30 protein-coding genes, 1 tRNA gene and 1 other RNA gene are annotated in these 26792 nt (G+C 69.8%); 20 read left to right on the top strand and 12 right to left on the bottom strand.

Annotated elements, in window-relative coordinates; genetic code table 11:
• Window positions 1-117 precede the first annotated feature (117 nt).
• Window positions 118-798, top strand: a complete 681-nt coding sequence (locus BN1186_RS07430) for an SDR family oxidoreductase (protein ID WP_052459920.1) — start codon at window positions 118-120, stop codon at window positions 796-798.
• A 37-nt stretch (window positions 799-835) separates the two neighbouring features.
• On the opposite strand, the gene BN1186_RS07435 is transcribed toward BN1186_RS07430, so the two are convergent.
• The 6 genes from BN1186_RS07435 to ffs form a co-directional block, all read right to left on the bottom strand.
• Window positions 836-1768, bottom strand: coding sequence for an aminoglycoside phosphotransferase family protein (locus tag BN1186_RS07435; RefSeq protein ID WP_040283483.1), 933 nt, complete (start codon window positions 1766-1768; stop codon window positions 836-838).
• 246 nt (window positions 1769-2014) lie between these two features.
• Window positions 2015-2686: a PepSY domain-containing protein gene (locus BN1186_RS07440; RefSeq protein ID WP_040283484.1), complete on the bottom strand. Its 672-nt coding sequence runs from the start codon at window positions 2684-2686 to the stop codon at window positions 2015-2017.
• Between the two features lie 33 nt (window positions 2687-2719).
• Window positions 2720-3343, bottom strand: a complete 624-nt coding sequence (gene recR / locus BN1186_RS07445) for a recombination mediator RecR (protein WP_040283485.1) — start codon at window positions 3341-3343, stop codon at window positions 2720-2722.
• Window positions 3344-3688: a YbaB/EbfC family nucleoid-associated protein gene (locus BN1186_RS07450; RefSeq protein WP_040283486.1), complete on the bottom strand. Its 345-nt coding sequence runs from the start codon at window positions 3686-3688 to the stop codon at window positions 3344-3346.
• A 91-nt stretch (window positions 3689-3779) separates the two neighbouring features.
• Window positions 3780-5966, bottom strand: coding sequence for a DNA polymerase III subunit gamma and tau (locus BN1186_RS07455; RefSeq protein WP_082031264.1), 2187 nt, complete (start codon window positions 5964-5966; stop codon window positions 3780-3782).
• A gap of 127 nt (window positions 5967-6093) precedes the next feature.
• Window positions 6094-6190: signal recognition particle sRNA small type (gene ffs, locus BN1186_RS07460), an RNA gene on the bottom strand.
• Between the two features lie 141 nt (window positions 6191-6331).
• Here ffs and BN1186_RS07465 point away from each other — a divergent pair.
• From BN1186_RS07465 to BN1186_RS07480, 3 genes are all read left to right on the top strand, one after another.
• Window positions 6332-7297: an asparaginase gene (locus BN1186_RS07465; RefSeq protein WP_040283488.1), complete on the top strand. Its 966-nt coding sequence runs from the start codon at window positions 6332-6334 to the stop codon at window positions 7295-7297.
• 222 nt (window positions 7298-7519) lie between these two features.
• Window positions 7520-8602, top strand: a complete 1083-nt coding sequence (locus tag BN1186_RS15745) for a L,D-transpeptidase (protein WP_218975428.1) — start codon at window positions 7520-7522, stop codon at window positions 8600-8602.
• A 105-nt stretch (window positions 8603-8707) separates the two neighbouring features.
• Window positions 8708-8795, top strand: a tRNA-Ser gene (locus BN1186_RS07480).
• Here BN1186_RS07480 and BN1186_RS07485 read toward each other — a convergent pair.
• The gene (locus BN1186_RS07485; RefSeq protein WP_074436970.1) at window positions 8758-8994 is read right to left on the bottom strand and encodes a hypothetical protein; all 237 of its coding nucleotides are present in this window, start codon (window positions 8992-8994) and stop codon (window positions 8758-8760) included. The genes BN1186_RS07480 and BN1186_RS07485 overlap by 38 nt on opposite strands.
• 388 nt (window positions 8995-9382) lie before the next feature.
• On the opposite strand from BN1186_RS07485, the gene BN1186_RS07490 reads away from it, so the two are divergent.
• From BN1186_RS07490 to BN1186_RS07510, 6 genes are all read left to right on the top strand, one after another.
• Complete coding sequence (locus BN1186_RS07490) at window positions 9383-9712, top strand: hypothetical protein (RefSeq protein ID WP_040283489.1); 330 nt, start codon at window positions 9383-9385, stop codon at window positions 9710-9712.
• A 155-nt stretch (window positions 9713-9867) separates the two neighbouring features.
• Window positions 9868-10542, top strand: coding sequence for a hypothetical protein (locus BN1186_RS07495; RefSeq protein ID WP_040283490.1), 675 nt, complete (start codon window positions 9868-9870; stop codon window positions 10540-10542).
• Window positions 10539-10931, top strand: coding sequence for a hypothetical protein (locus BN1186_RS07500; protein ID WP_040283491.1), 393 nt, complete (start codon window positions 10539-10541; stop codon window positions 10929-10931). The genes BN1186_RS07495 and BN1186_RS07500 overlap by 4 nt, the downstream gene beginning before the upstream one ends.
• A 25-nt stretch (window positions 10932-10956) precedes the next feature.
• Window positions 10957-11331, top strand: coding sequence for a hypothetical protein (locus BN1186_RS07505; RefSeq protein ID WP_040283492.1), 375 nt, complete (start codon window positions 10957-10959; stop codon window positions 11329-11331).
• The gene (locus BN1186_RS15460) at window positions 11328-12155 is read left to right on the top strand and encodes a hypothetical protein (protein ID WP_180349037.1); all 828 of its coding nucleotides are present in this window, start codon (window positions 11328-11330) and stop codon (window positions 12153-12155) included. The genes BN1186_RS07505 and BN1186_RS15460 overlap by 4 nt, the downstream gene beginning before the upstream one ends.
• Complete coding sequence (locus tag BN1186_RS07510; protein WP_052459922.1) at window positions 12152-12751, top strand: 2'-5' RNA ligase family protein; 600 nt, start codon at window positions 12152-12154, stop codon at window positions 12749-12751. The genes BN1186_RS15460 and BN1186_RS07510 overlap by 4 nt, the downstream gene beginning before the upstream one ends.
• Here BN1186_RS07510 and cobS read toward each other — a convergent pair.
• Entirely contained in the window at window positions 12740-13498 is a 759-nt protein-coding gene (cobS, locus tag BN1186_RS07515) for an adenosylcobinamide-GDP ribazoletransferase (RefSeq protein WP_040283907.1), read from the bottom strand. The two genes, BN1186_RS07510 and cobS, sit on opposite strands and share 12 nt — an antisense overlap.
• Window positions 13495-14037, bottom strand: a complete 543-nt coding sequence (gene cobU / locus BN1186_RS07520) for a bifunctional adenosylcobinamide kinase/adenosylcobinamide-phosphate guanylyltransferase (RefSeq protein WP_246043266.1) — start codon at window positions 14035-14037, stop codon at window positions 13495-13497. The genes cobS and cobU overlap by 4 nt, the downstream gene beginning before the upstream one ends.
• A gap of 76 nt (window positions 14038-14113) precedes the next feature.
• Between cobU and BN1186_RS07525 the strand changes: the two genes are divergently transcribed.
• The 5 genes from BN1186_RS07525 to serB all read left to right on the top strand — a co-directional run bounded on the left by BN1186_RS07525 (window position 14114) and on the right by serB (window position 18490).
• Complete coding sequence (locus tag BN1186_RS07525) at window positions 14114-14362, top strand: type II toxin-antitoxin system VapB family antitoxin (RefSeq protein ID WP_040283495.1); 249 nt, start codon at window positions 14114-14116, stop codon at window positions 14360-14362.
• Window positions 14359-14742: a type II toxin-antitoxin system VapC family toxin gene (locus BN1186_RS07530; RefSeq protein WP_052459924.1), complete on the top strand. Its 384-nt coding sequence runs from the start codon at window positions 14359-14361 to the stop codon at window positions 14740-14742. The genes BN1186_RS07525 and BN1186_RS07530 overlap by 4 nt, the downstream gene beginning before the upstream one ends.
• An 18-nt stretch (window positions 14743-14760) precedes the next feature.
• Window positions 14761-15759 carry a class I SAM-dependent methyltransferase gene (locus BN1186_RS07535; protein WP_040283496.1) on the top strand — a complete coding sequence of 333 codons (999 nt, stop codon included), beginning with the start codon at window positions 14761-14763 and terminating at the stop codon, window positions 15757-15759.
• Window positions 15760-16497: 738 nt separating this feature from the next.
• A complete protein-coding gene (locus BN1186_RS07540; protein ID WP_074436972.1) occupies window positions 16498-17607 on the top strand; it encodes a S1C family serine protease in 1110 nt (369 codons plus the stop codon).
• 16 nt (window positions 17608-17623) lie between these two features.
• Window positions 17624-18490 carry a phosphoserine phosphatase SerB gene (gene serB / locus BN1186_RS07545; protein WP_082031162.1) on the top strand — a complete coding sequence of 289 codons (867 nt, stop codon included), beginning with the start codon at window positions 17624-17626 and terminating at the stop codon, window positions 18488-18490.
• A 49-nt stretch (window positions 18491-18539) separates the two neighbouring features.
• On the opposite strand, the gene BN1186_RS07550 is transcribed toward serB, so the two are convergent.
• Window positions 18540-19724, bottom strand: a complete 1185-nt coding sequence (locus BN1186_RS07550) for a M14 family zinc carboxypeptidase (protein ID WP_082031164.1) — start codon at window positions 19722-19724, stop codon at window positions 18540-18542.
• A 102-nt stretch (window positions 19725-19826) separates the two neighbouring features.
• Between BN1186_RS07550 and scpC the strand changes: the two genes are divergently transcribed.
• A complete protein-coding gene (gene scpC / locus BN1186_RS07555) occupies window positions 19827-21341 on the top strand; it encodes a succinyl-CoA:acetate CoA-transferase ScpC (protein WP_040283497.1) in 1515 nt (504 codons plus the stop codon).
• A gap of 86 nt (window positions 21342-21427) precedes the next feature.
• On the opposite strand, the gene BN1186_RS07560 is transcribed toward scpC, so the two are convergent.
• Together BN1186_RS07560 and BN1186_RS07565 are read right to left on the bottom strand one after the other, a co-directional pair.
• Window positions 21428-21649, bottom strand: coding sequence for a helix-turn-helix domain-containing protein (locus tag BN1186_RS07560; protein ID WP_040283498.1), 222 nt, complete (start codon window positions 21647-21649; stop codon window positions 21428-21430).
• 1 nt (window position 21650) lies between these two features.
• Window positions 21651-22262: a DUF2975 domain-containing protein gene (locus BN1186_RS07565; protein WP_180349038.1), complete on the bottom strand. Its 612-nt coding sequence runs from the start codon at window positions 22260-22262 to the stop codon at window positions 21651-21653.
• 232 nt (window positions 22263-22494) lie between these two features.
• Here BN1186_RS07565 and BN1186_RS07570 point away from each other — a divergent pair, with 232 nt between their 5' ends.
• The 4 genes from BN1186_RS07570 to BN1186_RS07585 all read left to right on the top strand — a co-directional run bounded on the left by BN1186_RS07570 (window position 22495) and on the right by BN1186_RS07585 (window position 26718).
• On the top strand, window positions 22495-23079 hold the full coding sequence (locus BN1186_RS07570) for a MarC family protein (RefSeq protein ID WP_246043267.1): 585 nt from the start codon (window positions 22495-22497) through the stop codon (window positions 23077-23079).
• Between the two features lie 191 nt (window positions 23080-23270).
• Window positions 23271-24437, top strand: coding sequence for a M20 metallopeptidase family protein (locus tag BN1186_RS07575; protein ID WP_040283500.1), 1167 nt, complete (start codon window positions 23271-23273; stop codon window positions 24435-24437).
• Between the two features lie 131 nt (window positions 24438-24568).
• Window positions 24569-25735 carry a hypothetical protein gene (locus tag BN1186_RS07580; protein ID WP_040283501.1) on the top strand — a complete coding sequence of 389 codons (1167 nt, stop codon included), beginning with the start codon at window positions 24569-24571 and terminating at the stop codon, window positions 25733-25735.
• The gene (locus BN1186_RS07585; RefSeq protein WP_040283502.1) at window positions 25735-26718 is read left to right on the top strand and encodes an ATP-dependent DNA ligase; all 984 of its coding nucleotides are present in this window, start codon (window positions 25735-25737) and stop codon (window positions 26716-26718) included. Before BN1186_RS07580 ends, BN1186_RS07585 begins: the two co-directional genes overlap by 1 nt.
• The last annotated feature ends 74 nt before the right edge of the window (window positions 26719-26792 follow it).

A 26792-nucleotide genomic window follows, 5' to 3' on the forward strand; every position in this document is an offset into this window, starting at 1 on the left:
CGGCCGCCCCCACCGTGAGCAATTGGATGGGGTCGCGGCGCGACACGCCGGGAAAAACGCCCTTCCGGGGCGACGACCCCATCCAATTGCTCACGGAACTCCTCCTATCCTGGCGGTATGCGCACTGTCCTGATCACCGGAGCCACCCGCGGCATCGGGCGCGAGGTCGCCCGGCAACTCGCCGACGACTGGCGCGTCATCGTCGGCGGCACCACACAGGAGGGGGTCGACGGCGTAGTCGCCGAACTGCCCCACGCCTCGGGCTTCGTCGCGGACCTGACTGACGAGGGCTCCACCGCCCGGGCCGCCGCGGGGATCGAGCGGCTCGACGCCGTCGTGCACTGCGCCGGCATCGTCGGCCACGGCACCTCGGAGACCCACACCAGGGAGCAGTGGCGCCGGATGTTCGAGATCAACGTCATCGCCGTGTCACACCTCACCGCGCTGCTGCTGCCCCACCTGCGCGACGCCGCGGGCCACGTCGTCGTGCTCAACTCGAAGGGCGGCTTCACCGCCGGGCCGGGCGGCGGCATGTACGCCGCGTCGAAGCATGCGCTGCGTGCCTGGGCCGACGTGCTGCGGCAGGAGGAGCGGGGACGCGTCCGCGTCACCTCGATCCATCCGGGGCGCACGGATACCGACATGCAGCGCGAGCAGCAGGCCGCCGAGGGCCGCGACGGCTACGACCCGGAGAAGGTACTCACCGTGGAATCCGTGGCTCGCGCAGTGGTCTTCGCGCTGACCTCAACTCCGGATGCCAGCATCGAGACGCTCACCATCTACCCCGCCCGCTGGTGATCTACGCCGGCCCCTGCGCCGTTAGTGGCCGCAGAGCTCACCACTCAGGCGGGTCCGCGAAGGCCTTGGCCAGCGCGATCATTCGGCCGCGGAACTCGTCCGACGCGGGCGCGCACCCGGCCGCCCACACGGCATTGAGGACGAGCCGGACGAAGGTCCAGGCGTAGGTGCGGTCGAGGTCGAGGCCCGCCGCGTCGGCGACGACGTCGGCCCGCAGCCGCACGTGCGAGCGCAGGCTGTGGGCCCGGGCCGCGACCTCGGCGCGGTTCCACACCACTGGCGCCACCGCATATTCCCATTCCCCGACGACGGGCTTGGGGTCGATGGCGAGCCACGGGCCGCGTGCGGGATCGAGCGGGGCGAGCACGTTGGCGTCGTGCAGATCCTCGTGCACGAGCCTCCCCGGTGGGGCGCTCACGAGCAGGTCGTCGAGCGCGCTGAGCGCCTGCTCGGCCAGCCGCGGCGGGACGCCTCGCCCGGGGTCGGCCAGTTGGGCGCGCCACCGTCGATCCTTGTCGTCAACGGTCTGGAACTGCGGCGAGCCCTCCCGGTCCAGGTGGCGGAACAACTCGCCGATGGCCTCGCAGGATTCCAGGACGGATACCGACGTCAGTGGCCGCTCCGCATCGAGCCGTTCGAGCAGCAGCGCATCGGCCGCGGGGTTGGCCGCGATGAGGCGGACGGCGCCACCCCCGCTCCAGAGACGCAGCGCCAGATGCTCCAGGTCCGCCTCCGCATGCGGCCAGCCGAGCTTCAGTGCGGCCGGGGCCCCCTCGTGCAGGACGGGGAGCACCAGCGCGTTCTCGCCGTGCCGGGCGTCGCCGTCGAGGGTGAGGTCCCATCGCGCCAAGTGCTCGTCGAGCAGCTTCGGGAGCGCGGCGAGCCAGGAGTCGCCGTCGACGGCGCGCGCGCTGAGGTCGTCGGCGTCGCGGCCTGCGACGTGCGAGCGGAACGTGTCTGGGATGCGCATCTCCCCAGCCTACGAGGCAGATCCTGACGCACGACCTCCTCGGGAACCGCCGCGTCGCGGCAACGCCCGTGAGCAATTGGATGGGGTCACGGCCGCGACACGCCGAGAAAACGGCCGAGCCGGCCCGCGACCCTATCCAATTGCTCACGGAGGACAGCGCAACCCCCACCGCGGGGAAGCTCGCCTTCAGCGGACAGCACAATCCCCGGCACGCCATGGGCGCGCCGGGGATCCGGGTGCAGAAAGTCAGCGCTGGATGACCTGCAGGTTGGCGGCGTCGAGGTACACGTCGACGTCGTTGCCGTCCTGCTCGATGCTGACCTCCCAGTACAGCTGGCCGTCGTCCTCGTCGAGCTCGGCGTCATCGAGCAGGCCGGGGGTGTGGGCGACTGCGGCGCCGATGGCGTCCTGGATGGTGGTGGCCGGCGGGGCGCTGAGATCCGTGTCCTCGTCCTCAGTGGACAGCACCTCGGTGCCCTCGCGGTTCACCTTGACCTCGATGGCGTTGCCCTCGGGGCGCAGGAGGGTGACTTCCCAGGCCCGGTCGGAGTCTTCGTCGTCGATCTTGTAGGCGACGCCGCCGGTCTCCGCCTCCGCGAACTGGATGGCCTGAAGTGCGGAGCCCACCTGCTCCATGTGGTCCCCGGAGGGTGCGGCGACATCGTCGGTGGGGGTTTCCGTGCTGAGCGCCGGATCCTTCGGCACGTCGGTTGCCTCAGCGGGCGTGGTGGCGTCGTTGGTGCCGGCGGTGTCGTCCGTCGTGGCTGCGTCATCCTGCGTGGCCTCAACCGTCTCCTGGACGGTGGGCGTGACCTGGACCGGGTCTCCGGGCTCAGGGGTGGTGTCGCCACCGCAGGCCGCGAGGCCGAGAGCAGCGATAGCGAGCGTGCTGATGGCGATTCGTTGTCGGTACATCATTCATCCCACGGTACGCCTGGGATCTTTCAACTTTCAAGTGGAAAGCGTGGGAGTGACCCTCTCGACGAGTACCCGGCGACCCTCGAACGCCCGCCCCAGCGTGGCCTGATCCGCGTACTCGAGGTCTCCGCCGACGGGCAGGCCGGAGGCGGGGCGGGTCACGCGAACGCCGAAGTCAGCCAGCATCCGGCTCAGGTACGACGCGGTGGCCTCGCCCTGGGTATCGGGATCCGTGGCGAGGATGACCTCCTGCACCTCGCCGTCGGCGAGGCGCTGGAACAGTTCGCGGGTGTGCAGGTCACCGGGGCCGCGGCCCTCGATGGGCGAAATCGAGCCGCCAAGCACGTGGTAGAGCCCCCGGAACTCGTTGGTGCGCTCGATGGCCACCACGTCCTTGGATTCCTCCACCACGCACAACTGGGCGCGATCCCGCCGCGGGTCGCGGCAGATCCGGCAGCGCTCCTCCTGCGAGACGTTGAAGCACACCTCGCAGAACCGCGCCTGCTCCTTGACCTTGCGCAGCGTGTCCGCCAGGGCGAAGACGTCCTCTTCCGGGGCGTCGAGGAGATGGAACGCGATGCGCTGCGCGCTGCGGGGCCCCACTCCAGGCAGCCGGCTCAGCGCGTCGATCAGCTCCTGGATGGCACCTTCGTACACTCAGCCACCCAGCCCGGGCATGCCGGGCATCCCGCCGGGCATCCCCGGCATCGACGGGAGATCAGGCAGCGTCGCGGCCGTGGCTGCGTCCACCTCGGACTTCGCGGAACGGAACGCCGCGACGATGAGGGCCTGCAGCGTCTCGATGTCTTCCGGGTCAACCGCCTCGGGCTTGATCTCGACCTCCTGCATCTCGCCCTTGCCACTCATCGTCACGCTGACCAGGCCGCCGCCGGCGGTGCCGGTGAAGGACTGGTTGCCCAACTCCTCCTGCGCTGCAGACAGATCTGCCTGCAGCTTCTGCGCCTGCTGCATCAGCGCGTTGATATCGAAATCACCAAACATGTCTCACTCCTGGGTAGTGCTGTCGAGTTGAGGCTGGCCCCTGAGCATGCCCCGCGAGGAACGGGCCGGGCACGAAGGCCGCGTCACCAGTCTATTCGTCCGCATCCCGCACCGAGATCACCTCGGCGCCGAACGTGGAGCTGAGCAGCTCCTCCGCGTTGTGGCCCGCGTCGAGCACCGCGTCGTCCCGGGAGACCTGCTCCGACGGCGGCGGGGGCTCAGGCTGCCGGGGCTGCTGCGGCTCGGGGCTGGGCTCCGGTTCGGCCGCCGCGATGGGCGCACCCTGCGGGCGCTGGGCCGGGCGGGCATCCTGCTCTCCGCTGCTGAGCACCGATTGGATGCGCAGTTCCACCCCGATCACCTCAATCAGGGCATCTGCCAGCACATCCGCGCTGCCGCCGGAGCCGAAGTTCTCCCGCGGGCCCTGCGTGTCGAAGCCGAGCACCAGCGCGCCGTCCTTCACGTCCACCACCTGCGCGTGGGTGCTGAGCAGCATGTAGGTGAAGCGACGGCGGCGCTTGACCTCGTCGAGGACGTTGGGCCAGACGCGACGCAGCTCTGCTGCGGTGAGTTGGGCAGGGCCACCCTGCTGAGGAGCCTGGCTCTGAGGCTGCGGGGCAGCCGGCTGGGGCGTCGGCTCAGCAGCCGGAGCGGGCCGCTGCGTGGCGGCAGGCGGCGCGGCAGGCGCGGCCTCGCCCGGCTTGCGCGGCGGCTCGCCCGCTGGGCGCCGCTGGGTGGGTGCCGCCGGGGCCGGCTCAGCAGGCGTGGCCGGGCGTTGCGCTGGAGCCGCGGACGCAGCGGCGGGCGCGTTCGGCTCAGCCGCCGGGGGTTGGGCCGGCTGCTCCGATGCCGCGGCGGGGCGCCGCACATGTTCTTCGGCGACGGGGGCCTCAGGCTTGCGCGGCCGCGCCGCCCCAGTGTCCTGCCAGTCTTCGACGGGGGCCTCCCCGCCGCCCATCATGCCGACGCGCCGCTCCAGGCGGTCCATCCGGGCGTGCAGCCCCCGTTCGTCCGCGTCCGCCCCCGGGAGCAGCACGCGCGCGCACATCAATTCCAGGTGGAGCCGGGGCGCCGTCGTGCCGCGCATCTCCGTGAGGCCGGTGGCGATGACCTCCGCGGCCCGGGTGAGCTCGCCCGAACCCATGCCAGCCACCTGGGTGGCCAGGCGCTGCGCCTGATCCGCGGAAACCTCGAGCAGCCCGTTGGTGGCGGCCTCCGGGACGGCGGCCAGAATCACCAGGTCACGCAGGCGGCGCAGCAGATCCTCCGCGAAGCGGCGGGGATCCTGACCCACCTCGATGACCTTGTCCACCGAGCGGAACACGCCGGCCGAATCTCCGGCGGCGAAGGCATCCATGATCTCGTCGAGCAACGTGTCCGGCGTGTAGCCCAGCAGCGCGGCGGCCTGCTCGTAGCTGACGCCCTCCTCTGCGGCGCCGCCCAGCAACTGGTCAAGGACGGACAGCGAGTCACGTACCGAGCCGGCGCCCGCGCGCACCACCAGCGGGAGCGCGCTGCGGTCAACCGCCACGCCCTCCGCGTCGCAGATGCTGGCGAGATAGTCGCTGAGCACCTTCGGGGGAACCAGCCGGAACGGGTAATGGTGGGTGCGGGAGCGGATGGTGCCGATGACCTTCTCCGGCTCCGTGGTGGCGAAGATGAACTTGGCGTGCGGGGGCGGCTCCTCGACGAGTTTCAGCAGCGCGTTGAAGCCCGCCGTCGTGACCATGTGGGCCTCGTCGACGATGTAGATCTTGTAGCGGCTGGCCACCGGCGCGAAGTAGGCGCGCTCGCGCAGGTCACGCGCGTCGTCCACGCCGCCGTGCGAGGCCGCGTCGATCTCGATCACGTCGATGGAGCCGGGGCCGCCGCGCGCCAGATCCACGCACGAGCGGCACACCCCGCACGGCCTGGCGGTGGGCCCCTCCACGCAGTTGAGGCAGCGGGCCAGGATGCGGGCGGAGGTGGTCTTGCCGCAGCCGCGGGGCCCGGAGAAGAGGTAGGCGTGGTTGACGCGGTTGTTCTCCAGCGCGCGCTGCAGCGGGACGGTCACGTGCTCCTGGCCGATGACGTCTGCGAACGAATCAGGGCGGTAACGGCGGTACAGCGCCAGCGGCGCGGCGGGCGCCTCGATGCGAGGGGTGTTGTCCACCTTGGACTCAGGCATGCGCTGCGCGGCGTCCGGCTCGTCGTCGGGTTCGGCATCTGCGAACAGGCTGGGCCCCGTCTGCTGGGGAACGTCCTCCAGCGGTTCGTCGAACAGGCCGGGCCCGTCCATGGGTTCGAAGCCAGGCTGATCAGCGGAGCCGAACCCCTCGTCGATCAGGGCGTACTCATCCTGGGTGTACTCATCCTCGTCCACGTCCCCCACCTTATTGCAGGCTCCGGACAAAACGCCGGGCAAAGAAAAGGGCCCCTCGCGCACCCGGAAGAGCTCACTTACCCTTGCTGCCTTCCGACCCTGGGGGAGTTGGGCGAGATACCGCCGCGCGAGGAACCTTGGACCACTCTACCCCATGGTGCCGACGGGGCCCTAAATCCAGATCTGATGCCGTCCGTGACACTGAATCTAGATGTGGGGCGACAGCGGCACACCAGAACTGGATTTGAGCGCCCGACGAGGGGGGTGGCAGGGTGTCGGGCATGGTCAGCAATCTGGATCCCGTCCTCGCCGAAGTGTGGCGCGGCCCCTACCTCGAAGCGGTCCACCACGGCTCGGTCGCCATCGTCGGGCCCGACGGCGTGCGCCTCGCGCTGGGCGACGCCACCACCCCCTTCCTGTCGCGCTCCGCGGTCAAGCCCATCCAGGCGGTCGCGATGCTGCGCCACGGCCTCGACCTCGAGGGGCACGAGCTCGCACTGGCCGGGGCCTCCCACGACGGCGAGCCCATCCACGTCAACGGTGCCCTCAGCATCCTGGCAGGCGCCGGCCTCTCCCCCGCCGATCTGCAGACCACCCCCGACCTCCCTTCCAAGGGACAGCTCGAAGCATGGTTTGAGCAGGACCGGGGCAAGGAGGCCATCGCGCACAACTGCTCCGGCAAGCACTCAGCGATGCTGCGCACCTGCGTGCGCGCCGGCTGGCCCACCGCCACCTACCGCAGCCCCGGGCACCCGCTGCAACTGGCCATCCGCCAGGAGCTCGCGACCCAGACCGAGGAGCCGGTGGGCGAGCCCGTCGTCGACGGCTGCGGCGCCCCCGCCTTCCCCACGTCGCTCGTGGGCCTCGCCCGCGCGTTCGGCCGCCTCGCCGGCGCCACGGACGGGCCGGAGAAGAAGCTCGCCGACGCGTTCCGCGCCCACCCCGAGTACGCGTCGGGCACCGCGCGCGACGAGGTCGACTACCACCGCGAGGTGCCCGGCCTGATCTGCAAGGCGGGCGCGGAGGGCACGCTGGCGCTGGGCCTGCCCGACGGCACCGGGGTCGCGGTCAAGATCTCAGACGGGCACCACCGCGGCACCGTTCCCGTCGCCGTGGCCATCCTCAGGCATCTCGGCCACTCGACGACGACCCTGGCTGAACTCGATCCCGAGCCCATCCTGGGTCACGGCGAGAAGGTGGGCCGGGTGACCGCGTCGGAGCAGTTGCTCGCCCCGCTCGGCTCCTAATCAGGACGACGCGCGGGCGCGAGTGGCCTGCACGATCATCGCCACCACCCGTTCCAGGCCGAAGCGCGTGGTGTCGATGACCGAAACCCGTGGCCGCAGCATGCAACCTTTTGTACTGTCACGGCGTATTGAACGATGAAAGGCCTGACGACGCGCAGTTAGGAAATGACCGATGCGACGTTTACGATGGCACCGACTGTGTATGCCGTGAGGAAGCTGAATATGCGCAAAAACCTTTTGGGGGTCGCCGTGGCGGCTCTGGCCATGTCCCTGGTGGCCCCGTTCGCCACCGCGCAGGAGTTCAATCCTGCACCTCCCGGTGATCTGCCCCCGCTGGTGACGGCCACGCCCACCCCGGCGCCCACGGCCACGCCCACCGAGGCCGAGCCCACCGTCCAGCCGGCCAAGCTCACCCCCGAGCAGGCCATCTACGTGACGCCCGGCTACCACCTGGTCAACGGCCGCTACTGGTTCACCGAGTGCGAGATGTACTCGTCGACGACGGTGCGCTGCAAGTCCAGCATCTACGCCTCCACTGTCTTCCAGAAGGCCGGTCAGTGGTACACACAGAACGCGTGGGCGTTCAACAACCTCACCTACCTCCCCTCCCCGCGTTCCGTGTGGGCGGGCAACCCGCTGGCCGCCACCGGTGAGTGGACGGCCACGGACGGCCGCAAGTGGCGCAGCGAATGCGACACCGCCGCCACCGGCCGCGGCGCCTGCCGCTCCTACGCCGTGGCCACCACCGCGTCGGTCGCCACCGGCAAGGTGACGCAGAAGACCGATTGGGTGTTCAACGGCATCGTGAAGTTCGACACCCCGCTCACGCCGTGGGTCAAGACCATCCCCGCCGCCGCCCCGCAGCCGGCCGGCGTGCCGCAGCCCAGCACCCCGCAGCCCATCATCACGGCCCCCACGCAGCAGTCCGGCATGCGCCTTGACCGCCGCTGCATGACGGGGCGCGCGTTCTGCGTTTCAAAGTCGCAGAACAAGATGGCCTGGGTTGTCGACGGCAAGGTGCAGACCATCGTCGACGTGCGCTTCGGCAAGACCTCCACCCCCACCCGTAACGGCGCCTTCCGGATCGGTTGGAAGTCGCGCAACCACTTCTCCAGCATCTACAAGGTGGCCATGCCGTTCGCCATGTTCTTCGACGGCGGCATCGCCATCCACTACTCCGCCGACTTTGCCCGCCGCGGCTACTCCGGTGGCTCCGGTGGCTGCGTCAACGTGCGCGACTACAAGCAGATGGAGCGCTTCTTCAACACCGCCAAGGTGGGCGACAAGGTGATCGTCTACAACTGATCCCCACCCCACACCAGCCTCGACGGCGTGCCCACCCCGGGCACGCCGTCGAGGCTTTTCCCGGCGATTTGGGACGGCTGGCGCACCTCCGGTAAGGTGCTCCACGGAGGATTCGCCTAGAGGCCTATGGCGCTCGCTTGGAAAGCGGGTTGGGTTCACGCCCTCACGAGTTCGAATCTCGTATCCTCCGCCACCTCGATCCCCGCCCCACGGCGGGGATCGACCCGTTTCAGGAGGATGAACCCCGTCTGCCGTAATGTGCTGGCTGCTCCTGCAACGCCTCGCCCCGCTGGCTCTGGCGTTGCTGCTGTCGTGAGCCCGATGCCACCCGACCCATCGCCTGGAGCGACGTGGATGTCGCCGGCATCCTCGACGCCCTCGAGGAGGATCACTCCCGCTTCTACGAGTGCGCCACGACCATCAGATCCGCGCAGTACCAGGGCACCGTCGAGACGTTATGCGATCAGGAGTTCACCACGGCCCTGACCACCCGCGGGGAGCCCATCACCGTGGACCTGTCCACCGCCGACGGTCTCCGCACCGCTCTCGACACGGTCCTGGCGGGGGCGCGAGAGGAGATCCTCGGGCTGGAACTGTTCGGCACCGTCGACGGGTCTGCGGCGGTCACCTTCCCGGGGGACGGCGAGCCACTGACGGTCACGCTGCGCGAGGGTCGGGGGCTGACGCTCAGCAGTGGAATCAACCGCTCCACCTCCGTCCCTGCCGCCAGCCTGGGCGCCGACGTGCTGTTCGCGTGCGCCCGCCTCCTCGAACTCGCAGGTGGGCGACAAGATCAGCGTGACCTACGCCGACGACGACGGCCGGTCGACCACCGTCGACATCGGCGACGGCCGGGTACCGGTCTCGGTCTCAAGGGGCACGCCGCTGAGCCGAGCGTTCCCCGTCGGCGAGGTGGAGTTCGGCAAGGTGGCCGAGTGTGGCCAGTCCATCGCGCAGGAGGCGGGGCAGGACTGGGGGTTCGTCGACATCTATGCCGATGCCGTCGGCGCTGTGGTGTACCAGTGGTCGCTGGAGACCACCCCGGATTGGGCCAAGCGGGGCGACGGCTACCTCACTGAATCGCCCCGGGATCGGTGGAGACTCGGTTAGTTGGTTTAGGCCTCGGTGAGGACCCTGTCTCACGGTAGTGGGTGGTGGGGTGTTGGTTCCAGTAATTGGTTTCGACACCGCTCGTGAGACTCGCGGGCTCAACCAACGCAGCGGGTGACCTCGGGGTTTGGCAAGCTAGGGCCATGGATGGCCTCATGGATGACGACTACGACCCGCTCGCGCCGGTCTACGTCGACGACGCCGACGACGAACTCGGCGACGACGAGGCCGCCAACTCCATTGCGGATCCCCAGCGGATCGTGCGGCTCTGGTTCGAGGATGGGCAGCTCACCCGCGTGCACGTCTCCCCCATCTGGCACCGCAAGCTGGGCGAGCACCGCAGCCTGGACGGCACCTTCGCCGCAGTGCTGGCCGCGGCGAAGATCCGCATCGCAGAGGAAGCACCGGAGCCCGCTGAGCCGGATCTCAACGGCGTTGACTTCTCCGGCCTGGCCCGCTTCGGCCGCGACCCCTTCACCACCTTCCAACTCGCCATCGACAACGTGAACCGCCGCTGGCAGGAGGCCGCCCAGCGCCAACTGGAGCAGCCCCGCCCCACCGCGCAACGGGTGCGCGTGGCGGAGGAGGAGGCGCTCGCCGTCGAACTGGACGAGCACGGGCACCTCACCGCCGTCGAGTTCGACGAGGACTGGCTGGATGAGGCGGACGTGCGCGAGATCAACGACGCCGTGCTGATGCTCGCCAAGCGCGCCTATGCGCAGTACGAGCCGGCGGAGGGCCCCGCCGACGAGCTCGCCAACATCGCCCGCGAACACGAGATCCTGATGGCCGGCCTGCGCCGCATGCTGACCGGAAAGGCACCGCAATGAGCAGCAACGAAGAACTGTGGGACCAGGTTGCCCAGCGCGTCACCAAATCCCAGGTGGGCGGCGTCCGCGCAGATGACGACGACGTCCTCGCCGCCGCTGAAATCGTCGAGGCCGCCATCAACCCGCACCGCGGGGCCCAGGGCGGCATGGGCGGCGCGGGCATGCCGGGCATGATGCCGCCGATGATGATGGGCGGCATGGGCGGCGGCGCAGGCGCCGGCGGAGCCGGTGGCGGAGGCGGAGGCGGCGGCCTCGGTGGCGCACGCGCCGCAGAGGCCGCGCAGGGCCCCATGTCCGCCCCCGCACCCCAGCCCGCGGCAGCGGGTGTCCCCGGCGACGCCACACCCATCCAGAATCCCCGGCAGCCTCACAGACGCCGGCGGGGGTGAGCCCCCCGTCGAACAGGACAGCGAAGTGGGCGGCGTGTCCATGGTGGCCTCCGAAGCGATCGTCACGGGCAAAGTGGAGGCGCAGCCGGCGGCCAGGGAGATCAACGGATTCGAGGCCAACCCGGCCGAGGTGCGCATGATCGGGGACCGCTGGACGGCCCTGGCCGAGTTCATGGGCGACCTCACCAACCACCCGGAGGCGGACATGGGCCTCTTCGAGAACGCGCAGCGACCGCAACAGGCGCTCGGCCAACAGCTCAACGAGTGGCGCAAGGGCGCCGTCGGCGAGTTTGAGGCGATGGCCAAACGGCTGCATGAGACGGCCGCCGGGTACGAGACAGTCGACGACGAAGGCGTGGCGGAGATCCGCCGCGCAGGGGCAGGGAGCGTGACCCAGTGACTCAGGCCATGATCATGGAGATCGTCACCGCCAACGTGGAGGAGTTGCGCAGATTCCACCCCAAGCGGCTGGTGGCCAAGCAGGCGGAGTATGAAACGGTCCGCGACGCCCTCGACACCCTCCAACGCGCCGCGCAGCAGGTGCTGCAGGCGGACCTTAAGCAGAGCCAGCGGGCCGCGCAGGAGATCGCCCGCGAGTACCCCGTGATGCAGACGTTCATCGGCTACCTCGTGGCCGACGGCGAACGCAACGCCCGCACAGACCTGGAGGAGGCGATGGGCGAGCTCCGCAAGGTCGCCGACGAGCGGCTCAGCAAGCACTCCTACGTGCCGCAACGCCTCGAGGAGCAGCGCGACGAGGTGCTCGTCCAGGCGCAGAAGCTCGACGACGTGGTCCCCCAGGCCGAGGCGTTCAAGGACACCGGCACCTGGCTGGGCGAGGCCGCGCAGGGCTACCGCGACACCACCGAGGTGCAGATGAACGCCCTGGCTGAGTACGCGGACATCACCCGCCGCTCGGCTCACTACCTCGACGAGGCCGCCACCCTGCACCGCGCCGCGTTCTACGTGTGCGCCGAGACGCTGAACCAGGCCGCCCGGACGATCGACGCGCTGGTGGAAGGCGACGCGAACCACCTCTTCTCCCGCATCCGCCAGTCCATCTCCCTGATCAACCGCGCCACCAGCGACCTGTCGCGCGACATCGACAGCGCGCAGCGCGGCGCCCCCGCCTCGGAGTTGGCCCGCGGGATGGAGGACCTCCTCCGCGACGCCGAGGTGCTCACCGAGCCCACCTGGCCCGCCAGCGGCGACGACACACCGTGACCGAGCGCACCATCGCGTGCGAGGACCGGGACTTCACCCAGTGGCGCGGCGCTGCCGAACATGTGCTGATCTGGGCGGTGCTGGTGGATGTCGACGGCGTGCGCGCCGCCGTCGAACAGGCCCGGGCGCGCTGGGCCGATGTGCTGCTGCCCAGGTATGACCGCCAGCCGCACGTGACCGTCGGCTACGGGGGCCCGCTTCCCGCGGTGGGCGCGGCGCCTGCGGATCCGGTCTACACCCAGGAGCGGGCGGAGTCGGACCGGGCTGCATTGGAGCGCTTGGCGTTGGCGCCGTTCGAGGTGAGGGTCGGCGGTTGGGGGAGCTTCCAGATGTCGCCGTACCTGCGGGCGGAGGCACCGGAGCTTGAGATGCTGGCCGGGGCGCTGGGCGAGGGCCGGCGTCGGCCGTACGTGCCGCATGTGACCATCGGGCTGTACTCAATCTCCGTTCCCCTGGCGGAGGTTGCCGCCCGCGCCGAGGGATGGGTATCGCCTGCGGTGACGGTGCCGGTGTCGCGGGTGAGCTTGCTGCGGTACGAGGCGGCTGATGTCGCGGGTCCTTTGGAGGAGGTCGCGGCGGTGGAGCTACGTGGCTAGGGCGAAGGCGACGAGGAACACCAACTGGGTGACCTCGATCAGCGACCCGAACGTGTCGCCCGTCCAACCGCCGAGCCGCCGCAGCAGGTGCCAGGCCCACAGCGCACCCACGAGCGACGCTGCCGCCAACCCGATCCCAGCGGCCAACGCGGCCCCGAGGCCGCCGACCCACCACGCGGCGCCGAGGATCACGACCCCCACTGCGGCGGCGGTGAGCGCAGCCGTCACCGGCCGGGTCACGCCGACGAACAGCGCGCCGAAGCCCTCCGCGCGCGCCGAACGATGCGACGTCGTGGCCAACGTCACCGCCAACCTCCCGGTCGCCGCGGCCCCGGCCAGGGCGACGGCGCCCAGCAACGCGTCGGGCATCGAGGCGAGCGCGGCTGCGTCGACCAGCAGCACCAGCACCAGCACGGCGACCCCCATCGGCCCCACGTCGGACTTGCGCATGATCCGCAGCGCCTCCTCCGGCGGGCGGCGGGAGCCGAGGCCGTCCGCGGTGTCGGCCACGCCGTCGAGGTGCAGGGCCCCGGTGACGGCGGCGACGACGGCGAGACCCAGCATGGCGCCCAACAGCGGGCCCGCGAGGTGCCACGCGCCCCACAGCACTCCCCCGGCCGCGGCGCCGATCAGCAGCCCCAGCCACGGGAACCCGGCCATGGCGCGGCGAGCGGTGCCGCGGTCCACGTCGAACGGCCGCACGGGGATGACGGTGAACAGCCCCGTCGCCGCGCCGAGCGGGTTCATGCCCACCGCCTCGCGATCCCGGCCACGCAGAACCACACCTCATCCACCGCCGCGGCGATGCGGGCGTTGAGGCGCCCCAACTCGTCGCGGTACAGCCGGCCCGAGGCGGTGGCGGGCACCACGCCGAGGCCCACCTCGTTGGTCACGAGGATCACGGTGCGCGTCGTGCCCCGCACCGCCTGCTCCAGTTCGGCCACCCTGGCGGCGACCTCATCGCGCCAGCCGGCCGTGTCGTCCCAGGCGCCTGCGGCGTCGAGTACACGGTCGAACCAGACGGCCAGGCAGTCGATCAGCACGGGCGCGTCGTCGTCATTGTTGAGCACGGCAGCCAGGTCGAGCGTCTCGGTGGTGCGCCACGTCCCCGGGCGCCGCTCACGGTGCAGCGCCACGCGCGCAGCCCACTCGGAGTCGCCGTCGACGACGGAGGTGGCCACGTACTCCACCTCGGCGACCCCGCCGAACTGCGCCTCGGCCCACGTCGATTTCCCCGAACGCGCGCCGCCCACCACCAGCGCCGTGCCCTCGCCGCTGAACTGCATGCTCATCTCCTTCCACGCGTCCATCCAACCAGACGCACCCCTTCTAGAAAGATGGGAGAGTGTCTAGAATTGAGTCATGGCTCTCTCCATCAAGACCGACGAGGCGGACGCGCTGGCCCGTGCGCTGTCTGAACGCACCGGCGAGACGCTCACCGCAGCCGTGACCAACGCGCTGCGGGAGCGACTCAACAGGGTCTCCGCACAAAACCCCCGGCGCTATCTCGACGGGATCGACAACCTGGCTGAAGACTTCCGACGGCACGCCACCTCGGGCCCCAGCGACGATGAGATCATCGGCTACGACGCCGCGGGCCTGCCCCGATGATCGTCGTCGACCCGTCCGCCATCGTCGCGGTGCTGATGGGCGAACCGGAGGCCCCACGTGTCAAGGCTGCGCTCGAGGCTGCGCACACCCGAATGATCAGCGCCGCCTCCGTGGTGGAATTGGGCATCGTGGTGGAATCCCGCACCGGCGGCCGCACACCGGTGGAGAGAGTCCTGCAGCGCTTCGAACTGAGTATCGAGCCGCTCGACCAGGCGCAATCCATGACAGCCATGGAGGCGTGGCGCCGGTTCGGGAAAGGCAACCACCCGGCGCAGTTGAACCTGGGAGACTGCTATTCCTACGCCCTGGCAGCGGTGCGGGGCGTGCCGCTCCTGTTCGTCGGCAGCGACTTCACCCAGACTGACATCATCGCCGCCTGAGTCTCTAGGGTGGGGGCCATGAGAGACGCGGTAGACGACCTGATCTGGGACGAGGCCCCCAAGGAGGCCGCGGCCATCGCCATCCTCGACGCCCCAGCGCTGGTCGACGACGCCCTCAGCATCACCGGTGACGTGCGCGTGTTCTGCGACGACTGGCGCGACGCCATGCAGGTGACGCCGGAACTCCTGGTGGAGAGCCCCGACGACATGGCCGGCGTCGATCTGGCCCTCGCCCGCCTCCCGAAGAGCCTCGCCGCGCTGGATCAGCACGCCGCCGTCGTGCAGGGCGCGCAGGATGTCACCTACCTGGGCGGGGCCCGCATCAGGCACATGAACCGCTCCATGAACGAGGTGCTGGCCAAGCACTTCGCGGCCGTGGCGGCGTCGCTGGGGCGCTCGAAGTCGCGTGTGCTGCGCGCCTGGGGCCCGCAGGGGCTCGATTCCGACTGGCCGAAGGTACGCGAACACGAAGACCTCGGCTTCGCCGTGGCCGCCTACGGGGCGACGTTCGGCGGCACGAAGATCGACCCCGGAACCCGCCTGCTGCTCGCCACCCTGGCAGGGGGCGGCGACCTCGGCCCCCTCGAGGCCGTCGACGTGCTCGACTGGGGCTGCGGCAACGGCACTGTGGCCATGTGGCTGGCGAAGGAGGGATTCGACAACGTGCTGGCGCGCGACGTGAGTTGGTCCGCCGTCGCCGCCACCGCCGTCGCAGCGGAGGTCAACGGGGCCGACGTGGACCCCACCTGGGGCGAGGGCCTGGCCGGCTACGAGGACGACTCCCTGGACGCCATCGTGACCAACCCGCCGTTCCACCAGGGCGTCGCGAAGGACTCCACCGACACCATGACGATGTTCGCCGACGCCGCCCGCGTGCTGCGCCCCGGCGGGCAGCTGTGGTGCGTCTACAACTCGCACCTGCCGTACCGGAGGGCGCTCAATGAGTCGCTGGGCCCGACGCGGGTGGTCGCACAGGACCGGGCCTACACCGTCGTGGTGTCGACGGCGCGGGGATAGGGACGGGCTAGCTGCGGGGACAGGTAGCAGGGGAAGCTGCGGGGGTCCTTCGTCGTCGTGTCGCCGTCCTCGTTCCTCGGACGCGACGCTCAGGGACCGATCAGGCGGCTCACAGGAACCACATAGACTTCGAGAGTTACCTGGTGGTGCACGCAAGGAGACCCCCATGAGCAACACGAACGAGCCGAAGCCCTGGAGCCTCGAGGCCTGGCAGACCGAAGGCACGCCGCGCGACCCTGAACCCACGCCACAGGCGACCCCGCCCACCTCCGCGCACCAGCCGCCCCCGACCCGGCCGTCGTTCCAGCAGTCCGGCCCGTCACTCCAGCCCTCCGCCCAGCGAGCGCCCTTCGGGCAGCAGCAGCGCCCGGCCTTCCAGCCCTTCTCGTACCCACCCCCGCAGCCCCCGCGCCCGCAGGGCGGTGCCACCGACGCCACACCGAAGCCCAAGCGCAGGGGTGGCGCGCGAGCCGCGGGNACCCTGAACCCACGCCACAGGCGACCCCGCCCACCTCCGCGCACCAGCCGCCCCCGACCCGGCCGTCGTTCCAGCAGTCCGGCCCGTCACTCCAGCCCTCCGCCCAGCGAGCGCCCTTCGGGCAGCAGCAGCGCCCGGCCTTCCAGCCCTTCTCGTACCCACCCCCGCAGCCCCCGCGCCCGCAGGGCGGTGCCACCGACGCCACACCGAAGCCCAAGCGCAGGGGTGGCGCGCGAGCCGCGGGCATCCTCGCCATCGCGATGTTCTCCGCCGGCATCGGCGGCGGCGCAGGCTACCTCGCCACTGACTACTTCCAGCCGACGCAGACCGCGGCCACCGCGGGCGAATCGGTCTCCCCCACAGCCGGCACCGAAACCACGGAGACGGCCGGGGGGCAGCAGACCACCGTCGTGCAGGCGGATCCCACCAACCCGAACTGGACAGCCGTGGCCGAGGTGGCGTCGCAGGCCGTGGTGGCCATCCAGGTGGCCGGCAACGGCACCGGCGGGCAGGGCTCCGGCGTCGTCATCGACGGCCAGGGGCACATCGTGACCAACAACCACGTGGTCGCCGCCGCGGGCTCCGGGGCCCAGCTCACCGTCTTCCTCGGCGCCACCGCCTACCAGGCCGAGCCGGTCGGCTACGATCCCGCGACGGACCTCGCGGTGATCAAGCTGGTCAACCCACCGTCGGATCTTCAGGTGATGGGCTATGGCGACGCCAAGAAGCTCAAGGTGGGCGACCCCGTCATGGCCATCGGCAACCCGCTGGGCCTGGCCGACACCGTGACCACCGGCATCGTCTCCGCCCTCAACCGGCCGGTCACCACCCGGGCGGTCACCAACGAGAACATCAGCACCACCAGCGACTCCCGCGTGGTCACCGCCGCCATCCAGACCAACGCCGCCATCAACCCCGGCAACTCGGGCGGTGCGCTGGTCAACGCCGCCGGCGAACTGGTGGGCATCACCTCCTCCATCGCCTCCCTCCCGACGGCGGGCGAGGGCCAGGCGGGCAACATCGGCATCGGATTCGCCATCGGTTCAGACCAGGTGGAGTACGTGGCCCAGCAGTTGATCAGCACCGGTAAGGCGGAGCACCCGCAGCTGGGGGTCAGCGCCAGCAACGTGCAGACGTACGGGCCGATGGGCGCCGAGGTTGTCCAGGTGGTGCCCGGCTCCCCCGCCGAGGCCGCCGGCCTGCAGGTGGGCGACCACATCACCGCCGTCGACGGTGCCGCAGTGACGTCGTCGGAGTCGCTGGTGGCGCTGGTGCGCGCCGGGCGCGTCGGCGAGGAGATGAACGTCACCCTGCTGCGCCGCGGCGAGGAGCTCACGGTCCCGGTCATCCCGATCGCCGCCCAGAACTGAGCGTTAGGGTGTCCCCATGGACATCCGCGTGACACTGGCGGCCACGGGCCCCATCCCCGCGTCGCTCCTGGCGTGCATCCCGGACGCGATCTCGACGACGGTCGACGAGACGGTCTACGGGCAGCGGATCAACGTCTACGCCCGGCACGATGAACCCGACGCGCTGCGCCAGGCGCTGCGGGCGGTGGCCGGGGACGTGGCGGTGGGCGTCCTCACCCGCCCGCTGGCCGCGCAACCCGCCCGGCTGCTGCTGATGGACGTGGACTCCACGCTGACCACCACCGAGGCCATCGACCTGCTGGCCGAGCACGCCGGGGTGGGCGAGAAGGTCGCCGAGATCACGGAACGCGCCATGCGCGGCGAGCTCGACTTCGGTCCCTCCCTCACCGAACGCGTCGCCACCCTCGCCGGGCTGCCGGTGTCGATCTTCGAGGACGTGGGCGCCCGCATGACGCTCTCCCCCGGCGGCGAGGAACTCATCCGCGCCGCCCGCGCCGCCGGCGCCAAGGTGGGCGTCACCTCCGGCGGCTTCTCCCAGCTCGTGGGCCCGCTCGCCGAGCGTCTGGGGCTGGATTTCTACAACGCCAACCAGTTGGAAACGGTTACCGACGGCGGGGTCGAGCGGCTCACCGGTCGCGTCACCGGCACCGTCGTGGACCGCGACCAGAAGGCCCGTGATCTGCTGCGGTTCGCGCATGAGCACAAGGTCGACGCCGGGCTGACTGTCGCCGTCGGCGATGGCGCCAACGACCTGGGCATGTTCGACGCCGCCGGGCTCTCGGTTGCCTACTGCGCCAAGCCGGTCACCGCGGCCGCCGCCGACGTGTCGATCCCGTTCCCGCGGCTCGACGCCGTCGCCGCGTTCGCCTTCAACGCCGGTTGAGCCGGCCCCTGAGCATGCCCGCGAGGAACGAGCCACGCTCAGGGAGCGGTCAGTAGGTGCCGCCGAGGACGCGGACGAGTCCGTCGCGGGCGGTGACCAGGTAGTACTCCGGCGCGGGCGTCAGCCCGTACTCGATCGTGATCGCCGCCGTCGGGTGGTGGGCGTTGATCCACTGGGTCATGGTGCCGCGGCACACGCCGTCGCGGCACGACAACCGCTTCGATGGCAGTTGCAGGTGCGTGACCAGCCGGTCGTGCAGACTCTGCGACTTCAGCTCGTAGGAGTCGACGGCGAACAGCGGTTGGTGCAGCGACACCAGCTCGTGCGGCTCGATCTTCGCCACGAAATCGCGGATCGCGCGCGACTCCGGCTCCGAGAACGGCGCGGTGCCCGAACCGTAGTGGCCGGTCTTGCGGGTCCAGTTGATGCCGAAGTTGCCGTTGAGGTCGACGCCTGCGGCGTTCTGCCTGCGACCCACGGCCTCGCCGTCGGGATTCATCGTGGGGATCACCCAGCTCTGTACGCCCTTGATGGGCCGCTGGTTCTTGAGGATCTCCCACGCGGTGCGGTTCACGTGGCGCTCCTCACCGTGCATCTGCCCGATGATCATGGAGGTGGTGGTGGCCTCGGGGTCGCCGATCAGCCAGGCCTCGATGGGGCGGCCCTCTCGTGACTCACCGATGATCTCGTAATCCAGGATGAGCCCTTCGGGCTTGCGGTCAGACGGCTCGACGGCCTCCACCGCGCGGCTGGAGAACATCACGATGTTGTTGAACACCCAGCCCGTGGCCTGGATCACTTTGCCATCGCGGACGGCCTCCGTCGCGGCCCAGAGCATGGAGCGGCAGCCGCCCTGGCCCGTCCAGGCGGTGTCGCATTCGGTCTTCCAACGGCGGCCGTCGACAGTGTGCTCGCCGGGAGTGGCAAGGGGGTTGCCCTGCCAGGTCTCGCGCTGGCTGGGGAGATAGGCGAGGTTGTTGAACACCCAGCCTTCCTCGACGCGGTGTGCGCCGTTGACCTTGACCACCCGCGGGCCCCAGAGCTGCGTGCGGCAGCGCTCCACCGTCGTCGAATAGGCCTCGCAGGTGGTCTTCCAGTGGCGGCCGCCGCTGACGTGGATGCCGGGGGTCGAGTACACGTCGAGGGGCTTGTCGTCGGCTTGGGCGGGCGGGCCGGTGAGGATCGAGGAGAGCACGGCAAGGACCATGAGGAACACTGCTGCTGAACGTCTCATGGGCGACACCTTATTGCAGGTTCCCCTTGAGAAGGGCCCCCCGATTCGGCCCGCCGGCGGGCCGGTAGGGTTGAGGCCGCACCAATTCTTCAAGGAGGACAGATGTCAGGTCGCATCCGCAGCGAGGCATTCAAGAACAAGGTGATGTCGGCCCACGATGCCGCCGCCCTCGTCCAGAACGGATGGAATATCGGCTTCTCCGGGTTCACCGGTTCCGGCTACCCGAAGGCGTTCCCCGAGGCCTTGGCCGCCATCATCGACGCCGCGCACAACAACGGCCAGGAGATGCGGGTCGGCGTATGGACGGGCGCGTCCACGGCTCCCGAACTCGACGGGGCCCTCGCCCGCACGGGCGGCGTCAGCTACCGCGCACCGTACCAGTCGGATCCCGACATGCGCGCCGCCATCAACAAGGGCATCTCGTACTACCAGGACATCCACCTGTCCCACATGGGCAACCAGGTCTCGCAGGGCTTCCTCGGCCACCTGAACCTCGCCGTCGTCGAGGCCACCGCCATCACGGAGGACGGCGACATCATCCCGTCGTCGTCGGTCGGCATGAACCGCACCTACCTCGAGCATGCAGACAAGATCATCCTCGAGGTCAACGCGTGGCAGTCCGAGGGGCTCTTCGGCATGCACGACATCTACTACCCCATCGGCGCCCTGCCGCCCAACCGCATCCCACTGCCCATCCAGAACGCGGGTGACCGGATCGGCGACAAGGTCCTCAAGATCGACGCTGACAAGGTCATCGCCGTCATCGAGACCAACTCGCCCGACCGCAACTCGCCGTTCAAGCCGCTCGACGACGACTCGCGCGCCATCGCCGGCAACCTGCTGGATTTCCTCGGCGCCGAGGTCAAGGCGGGTCGCCTGCCGGAGAACCTGCTCCCGCTGCAGTCCGGCGTGGGCAACATCGCCAACGCAGTGCTCCAGGGCCTCCTCGAGGGGCCCTTCGAGAACCTCACGTCCTACACCGAGGTGATCCAGGACGGCATGATCGACCTGATCGATTCGGGCAAGCTCACCGTCGCGTCGGCCACGGCGTTCTCGCTGTCGCCTGAATACGCCGAGAAGATGAACGACAACGCGGCCCACTACGCCAAGAAGATCGTGCTGCGTCCCCAGGACGTGTCGAACCACCCGGAGGCGATCCGCCGCATGGGCGTCATCGCGTGCAACGGCATGATCGAGGCGGACATCTACGGCAACGTGAACTCCACCCACGTGATGGGCTCGCGGATGCAGAACGGCATCGGCGGCTCGGGCGACTTCACCCGCAACGGCTGGATCTCCTCGTTCGTCTCGCCGTCGACGGCGAAGGGCGGGGCCATCTCCTGCATCGTCCCGATGGTCAACCACGTGGACCACACCGAGCACGACGTCCAGGTCATCATCACCGAACAGGGCCTCGCCGACCTGCGCGGCCTGGCCCCGCGTCAGCGCGCGCAGAAGATCATCGAGAACTGTGCGCACCCTGATTTCAAGGAGCCGCTGCGCGAGTACGTGAAGCTGGCGGAGAAGAAGGCCAACGGCATGCACACGCCGCACGACCTGGCCACGGCCCTGGGCTGGCACGTCCGCTTCCTCGAGACGGGCACCATGGCCCAGTAGCCGCTGGTTGAGCCGGTCGCCTGCGACGAAGGAGCAGCGCGACCGTGTCGAAACCCCTGAGCGTTCGCCAGCTCGCAGGGCGACGCTCAGGGGCCACTCACGGTGAAGAGGTCGCCGGGCTGGCAGTCGAGCGCGTCGCACAGCGCGGTGAGCGTGGCGTAACGGATCGCCTTGGCGCGGTTGTTCTTCAGCACCGACAGGTTGACCGGCGTCACCCCCACCACCTCCGCCAGCGCGACGAGAGTCAGCCCGCGGGCCTCCAGCAGATCATCCAGGTGACACACCACCCGGTGCTCCTGCTCGCCCATGTCAGACCAGCCCTTCCACTTCAGATTCCAGCTCGATGCCCCGTCGGAACGCCTCCGCCAGCGCCGCGAGCAGAAAGCCGACGCCCGGCAGCAGCAGATCCGAGAGGCTGGTGTCGTAGCTGAAGAGCATCGTCGACCCTTCCAGCGCGGCCTGCGACATCACGCCGCTGACGATCCCCTGCACCACGAACATCAGCGCCGCGCCCACGATGATCACCATGGCGATCCCCCGCATCCGTTTCACGTTGATCGCAGCGAACGGGCGGCCGGCCTGCACGTCGTCGAGCAACTGCCAGAGCAGCCACACCACCAGGCCCAGCAACGCCACGAAGAGCACCGACGGCGCGAGCGAGGCCAGCCACAGGCCGGGCCCGGCGTCGGTGATCTCGGCGGTGAGCTCCGGGCTGTGGGTCAGGGTCACGCCCGGCTTGCCGCCGCTGGACGGGGCCTCGTCCACGCCGTCGAGTTGCGTGACGAACGGGTCGCCGCTCACCCAGGCGATGACCGGATTGACGATGGAGATCACGGCGGTGAGACCGGTCACGCCGGCGGCAATGAGTTTGGTGAGTGTGAAGTCCGTGTCGTCGAACTTCAGGGGGTCCTTGGCAGTCATGTCAGCCTCCTTCTCCATATCGAGACACGATAACATCGACTTTCGATATGCACAATGACTTTCGATATGCTTCCGGCTGGCTTGGGCCCGGCGAGTGCCCGACATCTAGATTCGGGGTGGCCCGTGACCTCAGATCCAGATTCGGGCGGCGTCCCGTCGCCGGTCGGATCGACAACCGGCGGCCGGTACGCGACGATGGGCTCACCGTCGTCAGAAAAGGAGCGCCCGGCCCGTGCTGTCAGCCGCGTTGATGTTCTTCCTCGTCATGGACCCTCTGGGCAACGTCCCGCTGTTCCTGACGGCCCTGCGCAACACCCAGGAAGAGCGGCGGCAGTGGGTGATCCTGCGCGAGCTGCTCATCGCACTGGCGCTCATGGTGGCGTTCCTGTTCGCCGGGCAGGGGTTGATGCAGATCCTGTCGATCGACAACGCCGCGCTCGAGGCGGCCGGCGGCGTCATTCTGATGCTGATCGCCATCCGCATGGTGTTCCCCACCCCGGAGAAGAACCTGCGTGAGCCGCACACCGACGACGAGCCGTTCATCGTCCCGCTTGCCGTGCCGTACGTGGCTGGGCCGTCGCTGCTGGCCATCGAGGTGGTGCTCATCTCGCAGAACCCCGACAAGTGGCTGACCTACCTGGGCGCCATCGCCCTGGCGTGGGCGGTGACCGCCGTGATCCTGTACCTGTCCGGCTTCCTGCGCCGCGTCGTCGGCGACAAGACGCTGATCGCCATGGAACGCCTCATGGGCATGCTCCTGGTGATCCTGGCCATCCAGATGATGTTCGAGGGCACCAGGGAGTTCTTCCAGGGCTGAGCCCCCCACCTCCCCGCCTCACATCTAGATTTGGTGTCCTTGACCACGCCACATCTGGATTCGGGGCACTCAGCCCGGCCCGCGCTATCCGCCCACATCTAGATGTGAGGTCACAGACGGCACCGCAGCTCGATGTGGGCACTGTCCCGGGCTCGGGGCGGCAGACCCACGCGGCTGGTAAGAATGGAGCCATGATCGACCTGGTTGCCCTTCGCCGCGAACTCCATCAGATTCCAGAGGTGGGGCTCCATCTCCCGCAGACGCAGGCCCGCGTCCTCGAAGCCCTCGAGGGGCTGCCGCTGGAGATCGCCCTCGGCGAGACCACCACCAGCGTCGTGGGCGTGCTCCGCGGTGGGAAGCCGACGGAGGGTAAGCGCCCCGTCGTGCTGCTGCGCGGCGACATGGACGCCCTCCCCGTGGAGGAACTGACCGGCCTCGACTACGCCTCCGCCAACGGCAACATGCACGCCTGCGGCCACGACCTCCACATGTCCATGCTCGTGGGCGCCGCCCACGAACTGTGCGCCCGGCAGGCTGAGCTCGCCGGCGACGTGATCTTCATGTTCCAGCCCGGCGAGGAGGGCGTGGACGGCGCGAAGTACATGCTCGACGAGGGGTTGCTCGACGTGGCCGGCTCCCGGCCCGATTGGGTCTACGCCATCCACGTGTGGTCCGCGCTCGATCCCCACGGCACGTTCAGCACCAAGCCTGGCACCGTGATGGCCAGCTCCGACATCGCCAAGGTGCGGGTGGTCGGCCGCGGCGGCCACGGGTCCACGCCGCAGCGCGCGGCAGACCCGGTGCCCGCGCTCGCCGAGATCACCACCGCCCTCAACACCATGGTCACCCGGCGCTTCGATGTGCAGAACCCCGTCGTCGTCACCGTCGGGCTGCTGCAGGCTGGCACGATCGCCAACGTCATCCCGGAGGACGGCCGGCTCGAGGCCACCCTGCGCACCTTCGACACCGACGTGCGCGCCCAACTCATCGAGGCCATCCCCCAGGTGGTCGAGGGCATCGCCTCGGCACACGGCGTCAAGGGCGAGTTCGAGCTGGTCGAGCAGTACCCCGTCACGGTCAACGACGACGCCGAGGCAGACGTCGTCGCTGAGGTGGTCACCGATCTCTTCGGGGCAGACCGGCACGCGAGGTGGGACAAGCCCCTCGCGGGCGCGGAGGATTTCTCGCGGCTGCTGCAGGAGGCCCCCGGCTGCTTCATCGGGCTGTCCGCCTGCCTGCCGGATCTCGACCCGGCCACCGCACCCTTCAACCACTCGGCCTACGCGCAGTTCGACGACGGCGTGCTCGCCGACGGCGCCCGCCTGTTCACGGAGCTCACCCTCCGCAAGATCGGTTAGCCCGGGATTTGGCGGGAGGATTTCAGCTCAAGCCGCGGATATAGCGGCTCAGGTCAAAATCCTCCCGCGAAATTTTTGCCTGTCGCCGTGGGCACGACGACCGGCAGGTGCACGGCGGTATCGTCAGGGGCATGAACCTCGACGACGCCGCGGCCGCCGCCCTCGCCCACCCGCTGGTGGTGGGGGCCGAGCCCAGCACCGAGCATCCTGGCATGCTCACCCTCACCCTCCTCACCGGCGAGGACATCACCTGCAATCCGCAACTGGCGCAGCCGGAACCGGGCGAGTCCGATGAGGACGCGCTCCTGCGCTTCCATTCCTCACTCGACAAGCTGCTGGTCACCGTCCAGACCCATCTCGACTCCGAGGTCAACCTCGACGAGACCATCCCCCTGGTGCGCAGCGCCGATTACTTCCGCAACGCCACCGACGAAGGCCCTGCCCTCACGTTCCCGCTGACCGATTACATCGGCGTGGGCCTGGCCGTCGACCTGCCCACCGCCGTCATGCCCGTGACCCACGACAAGCTGGCCGACGACACCCCCGAGCAGCTCATCGAACGCGCCGCCCGCGCGGTGCTGAACCTGCGCGACATGACCGAGCAGTTCGGCCTGGCGCCCATCGTCGAGGACAACTCGATCCTCGTGGTGCACGCCACGGAGGGCAACGACTGCGCCTGGTTCGCGGACCTGCAGACAATGGAGGCGGCCCTCGCCCAGATGCAGGTCGTCACGGACACCGAGTGGGCGGTGGTGCCCGCAACGCGCGAGGACCTGTTCATCCTCGACACCGCCACGCCCCACTGGGACGACTTCCTCGACGTGCTCGAATCCATCCGCGACTCACACAAAGAGGTCTGCCCGCTGCCCCACGTGCAGTCCGACAACGCCTGGCTCGAATGGGTACCGCCGGCCGGTCACCCCGCCGAGAAGCGACTCACCAAGCTCCGCGCCGATATCCACGCCGCCCAGCACGGCCACCAGCGCGAACACCTGCAGGCCGTCAGCGGGCCGTTCCCGTCGTCGATGCTGCAGATCGAGCGCCTTGGCCGGTGGGAGACCCTCGCCGTGACCTCCGACGACGTGACCAGCATCCCCCGCACGGATCTGGTGGTCTTCTTCCGCGAGGAGGACGACGAGCCGCTGGGCGTGCACCTCAACAACGCGCTGGTGCGCTGCCCGCACCTGTTCTCGCTGCACGAGGGCACCTTCCCGCCCCGGCTGCTGGTCCAGCCCCCGTCCGACGAGGACCGCGCCGTGCTCAGCGAGGATCGAGTGGACTGGGGTGCCACCGGCTGATGCGTCCCATGCTCGCCACCCCCACCGCCACGCCCGGCGTCCCGCCGCTGGGGCCGGGCTGGCTGCATGAGGTCAAGTGGGACGGCGTGCGCGCACTCGCGGAGACGCGCGCCGGGCGGCTGATCCTCTACAACCGCACCGAGGGGGAGATCACGGTGGCATACCCGGAGGTCGCCGAAGGTGCGCGCGGCCTCCCCGACGGGCTCCTGCTCGACGGCGAACTCATCGCCATGAGCAGCGCCGGGGTGCCGTCGTTCCACGCCATCGCCCCCCGCATGCACGTACGCAACCCGGCGCGCGCCGCCCGCTGGGCGAAGGACCGTCCGGTGACGTTCATGGCCTTCGATCTCCTCCGAGCAGGCGGCGAGGACCTCACGCGGCTGCCCCTCACCGAGCGCCGGGCCAGGTTGGAGCGACTCAGCCTGGGCCGTCCGCACTGGCAACTCTCCGAGCAGCACGACGACGGCGAGGCCCTCGCCCAGTTCACCCGCGACACGGGGCTGGAGGGTGTGATCAGCAAGCGGACGGAGTCGCCGTACGTGCCGGGCGCGCGGAGCACCGACTGGGTGAAGACGCCGCACCGCACCGAACTGGTCGCGGTGATCGGCGGATGGATCCCCGAAACCGGCAATGACAAGCGACTGGGCGCCGTGTGGATCGGCCACCCCGCCGACGAGGCGACGTTCGACACCGGCCCCGTGCTCTACCCGCTGGGCCGCGTCGGCTCCGGCCTCAGCCACGCGGAGAAGGACATGCTCCTGGAGGTGCTGCGCACCACGCAACGTCCCACCACCCCGTTCAGGCCACCGCCCAAGGACCCGGCCGTGCGCAGGACGCACTGGGTGGAGCCCATGCTGTGCGTGCAGGTGCGCTACCTCAACGTGACGCCCGACGGCGTGCTCCGCCAGCCGGTGATGCTGCGGCTGAGGCCGGACGTCGCGCCGGCGGATGCCCCCACCGTCGGGCCCGGCGACGCCTCCTAGACTCGACGACGTGCCCGATCTCCACTCACTCCTCGACCTCGCGCGCGACCCCGCCTGACCCAACCTGCTGATGC

The organism is Tessaracoccus massiliensis, from assembly GCF_000826065.2.
Lineage (GTDB): Bacteria > Actinomycetota > Actinomycetes > Propionibacteriales > Propionibacteriaceae > Arachnia > Arachnia massiliensis_A.

Coding starts and splice junctions, on each gene's coding strand:
- BN1186_RS07430 (WP_052459920.1), top strand. CDS start 118: ATGCGCACTGTCCTGATCACCGGAGCCACCCGCGGCATCGGGCGCGAG.
- BN1186_RS07435 (WP_040283483.1), bottom strand. CDS start 1,768: ATGCGCATCCCAGACACGTTCCGCTCGCACGTCGCAGGCCGCGACGCC.
- BN1186_RS07440 (WP_040283484.1), bottom strand. CDS start 2,686: ATGATGTACCGACAACGAATCGCCATCAGCACGCTCGCTATCGCTGCT.
- BN1186_RS07450 (WP_040283486.1), bottom strand. CDS start 3,688: ATGTTTGGTGATTTCGATATCAACGCGCTGATGCAGCAGGCGCAGAAG.
- BN1186_RS07455 (WP_082031264.1), bottom strand. CDS start 5,966: ATGGACGGGCCCGGCCTGTTCGACGAACCGCTGGAGGACGTTCCCCAG.
- BN1186_RS07465 (WP_040283488.1), top strand. CDS start 6,332: ATGGTCAGCAATCTGGATCCCGTCCTCGCCGAAGTGTGGCGCGGCCCC.
- BN1186_RS15745 (WP_218975428.1), top strand. CDS start 7,520: ATGCGCAAAAACCTTTTGGGGGTCGCCGTGGCGGCTCTGGCCATGTCC.
- BN1186_RS07495 (WP_040283490.1), top strand. CDS start 9,868: ATGGATGACGACTACGACCCGCTCGCGCCGGTCTACGTCGACGACGCC.
- BN1186_RS07500 (WP_040283491.1), top strand. CDS start 10,539: ATGAGCAGCAACGAAGAACTGTGGGACCAGGTTGCCCAGCGCGTCACC.
- cobS (WP_040283907.1), bottom strand. CDS start 13,498: ATGAACCCGCTCGGCGCGGCGACGGGGCTGTTCACCGTCATCCCCGTG.
- cobU (WP_246043266.1), bottom strand. CDS start 14,037: ATGCAGTTCAGCGGCGAGGGCACGGCGCTGGTGGTGGGCGGCGCGCGT.
- BN1186_RS07525 (WP_040283495.1), top strand. CDS start 14,114: ATGGCTCTCTCCATCAAGACCGACGAGGCGGACGCGCTGGCCCGTGCG.
- BN1186_RS07530 (WP_052459924.1), top strand. CDS start 14,359: ATGATCGTCGTCGACCCGTCCGCCATCGTCGCGGTGCTGATGGGCGAA.
- BN1186_RS07535 (WP_040283496.1), top strand. CDS start 14,761: ATGAGAGACGCGGTAGACGACCTGATCTGGGACGAGGCCCCCAAGGAG.
- BN1186_RS07540 (WP_074436972.1), top strand. CDS start 16,498: ATGTTCTCCGCCGGCATCGGCGGCGGCGCAGGCTACCTCGCCACTGAC.
- serB (WP_082031162.1), top strand. CDS start 17,624: ATGGACATCCGCGTGACACTGGCGGCCACGGGCCCCATCCCCGCGTCG.
- BN1186_RS07550 (WP_082031164.1), bottom strand. CDS start 19,724: ATGAGACGTTCAGCAGCAGTGTTCCTCATGGTCCTTGCCGTGCTCTCC.
- scpC (WP_040283497.1), top strand. CDS start 19,827: ATGTCAGGTCGCATCCGCAGCGAGGCATTCAAGAACAAGGTGATGTCG.
- BN1186_RS07560 (WP_040283498.1), bottom strand. CDS start 21,649: ATGGGCGAGCAGGAGCACCGGGTGGTGTGTCACCTGGATGATCTGCTG.
- BN1186_RS07565 (WP_180349038.1), bottom strand. CDS start 22,262: ATGACTGCCAAGGACCCCCTGAAGTTCGACGACACGGACTTCACACTC.
- BN1186_RS07575 (WP_040283500.1), top strand. CDS start 23,271: ATGATCGACCTGGTTGCCCTTCGCCGCGAACTCCATCAGATTCCAGAG.
- BN1186_RS07580 (WP_040283501.1), top strand. CDS start 24,569: ATGAACCTCGACGACGCCGCGGCCGCCGCCCTCGCCCACCCGCTGGTG.
- BN1186_RS07585 (WP_040283502.1), top strand. CDS start 25,735: ATGCGTCCCATGCTCGCCACCCCCACCGCCACGCCCGGCGTCCCGCCG.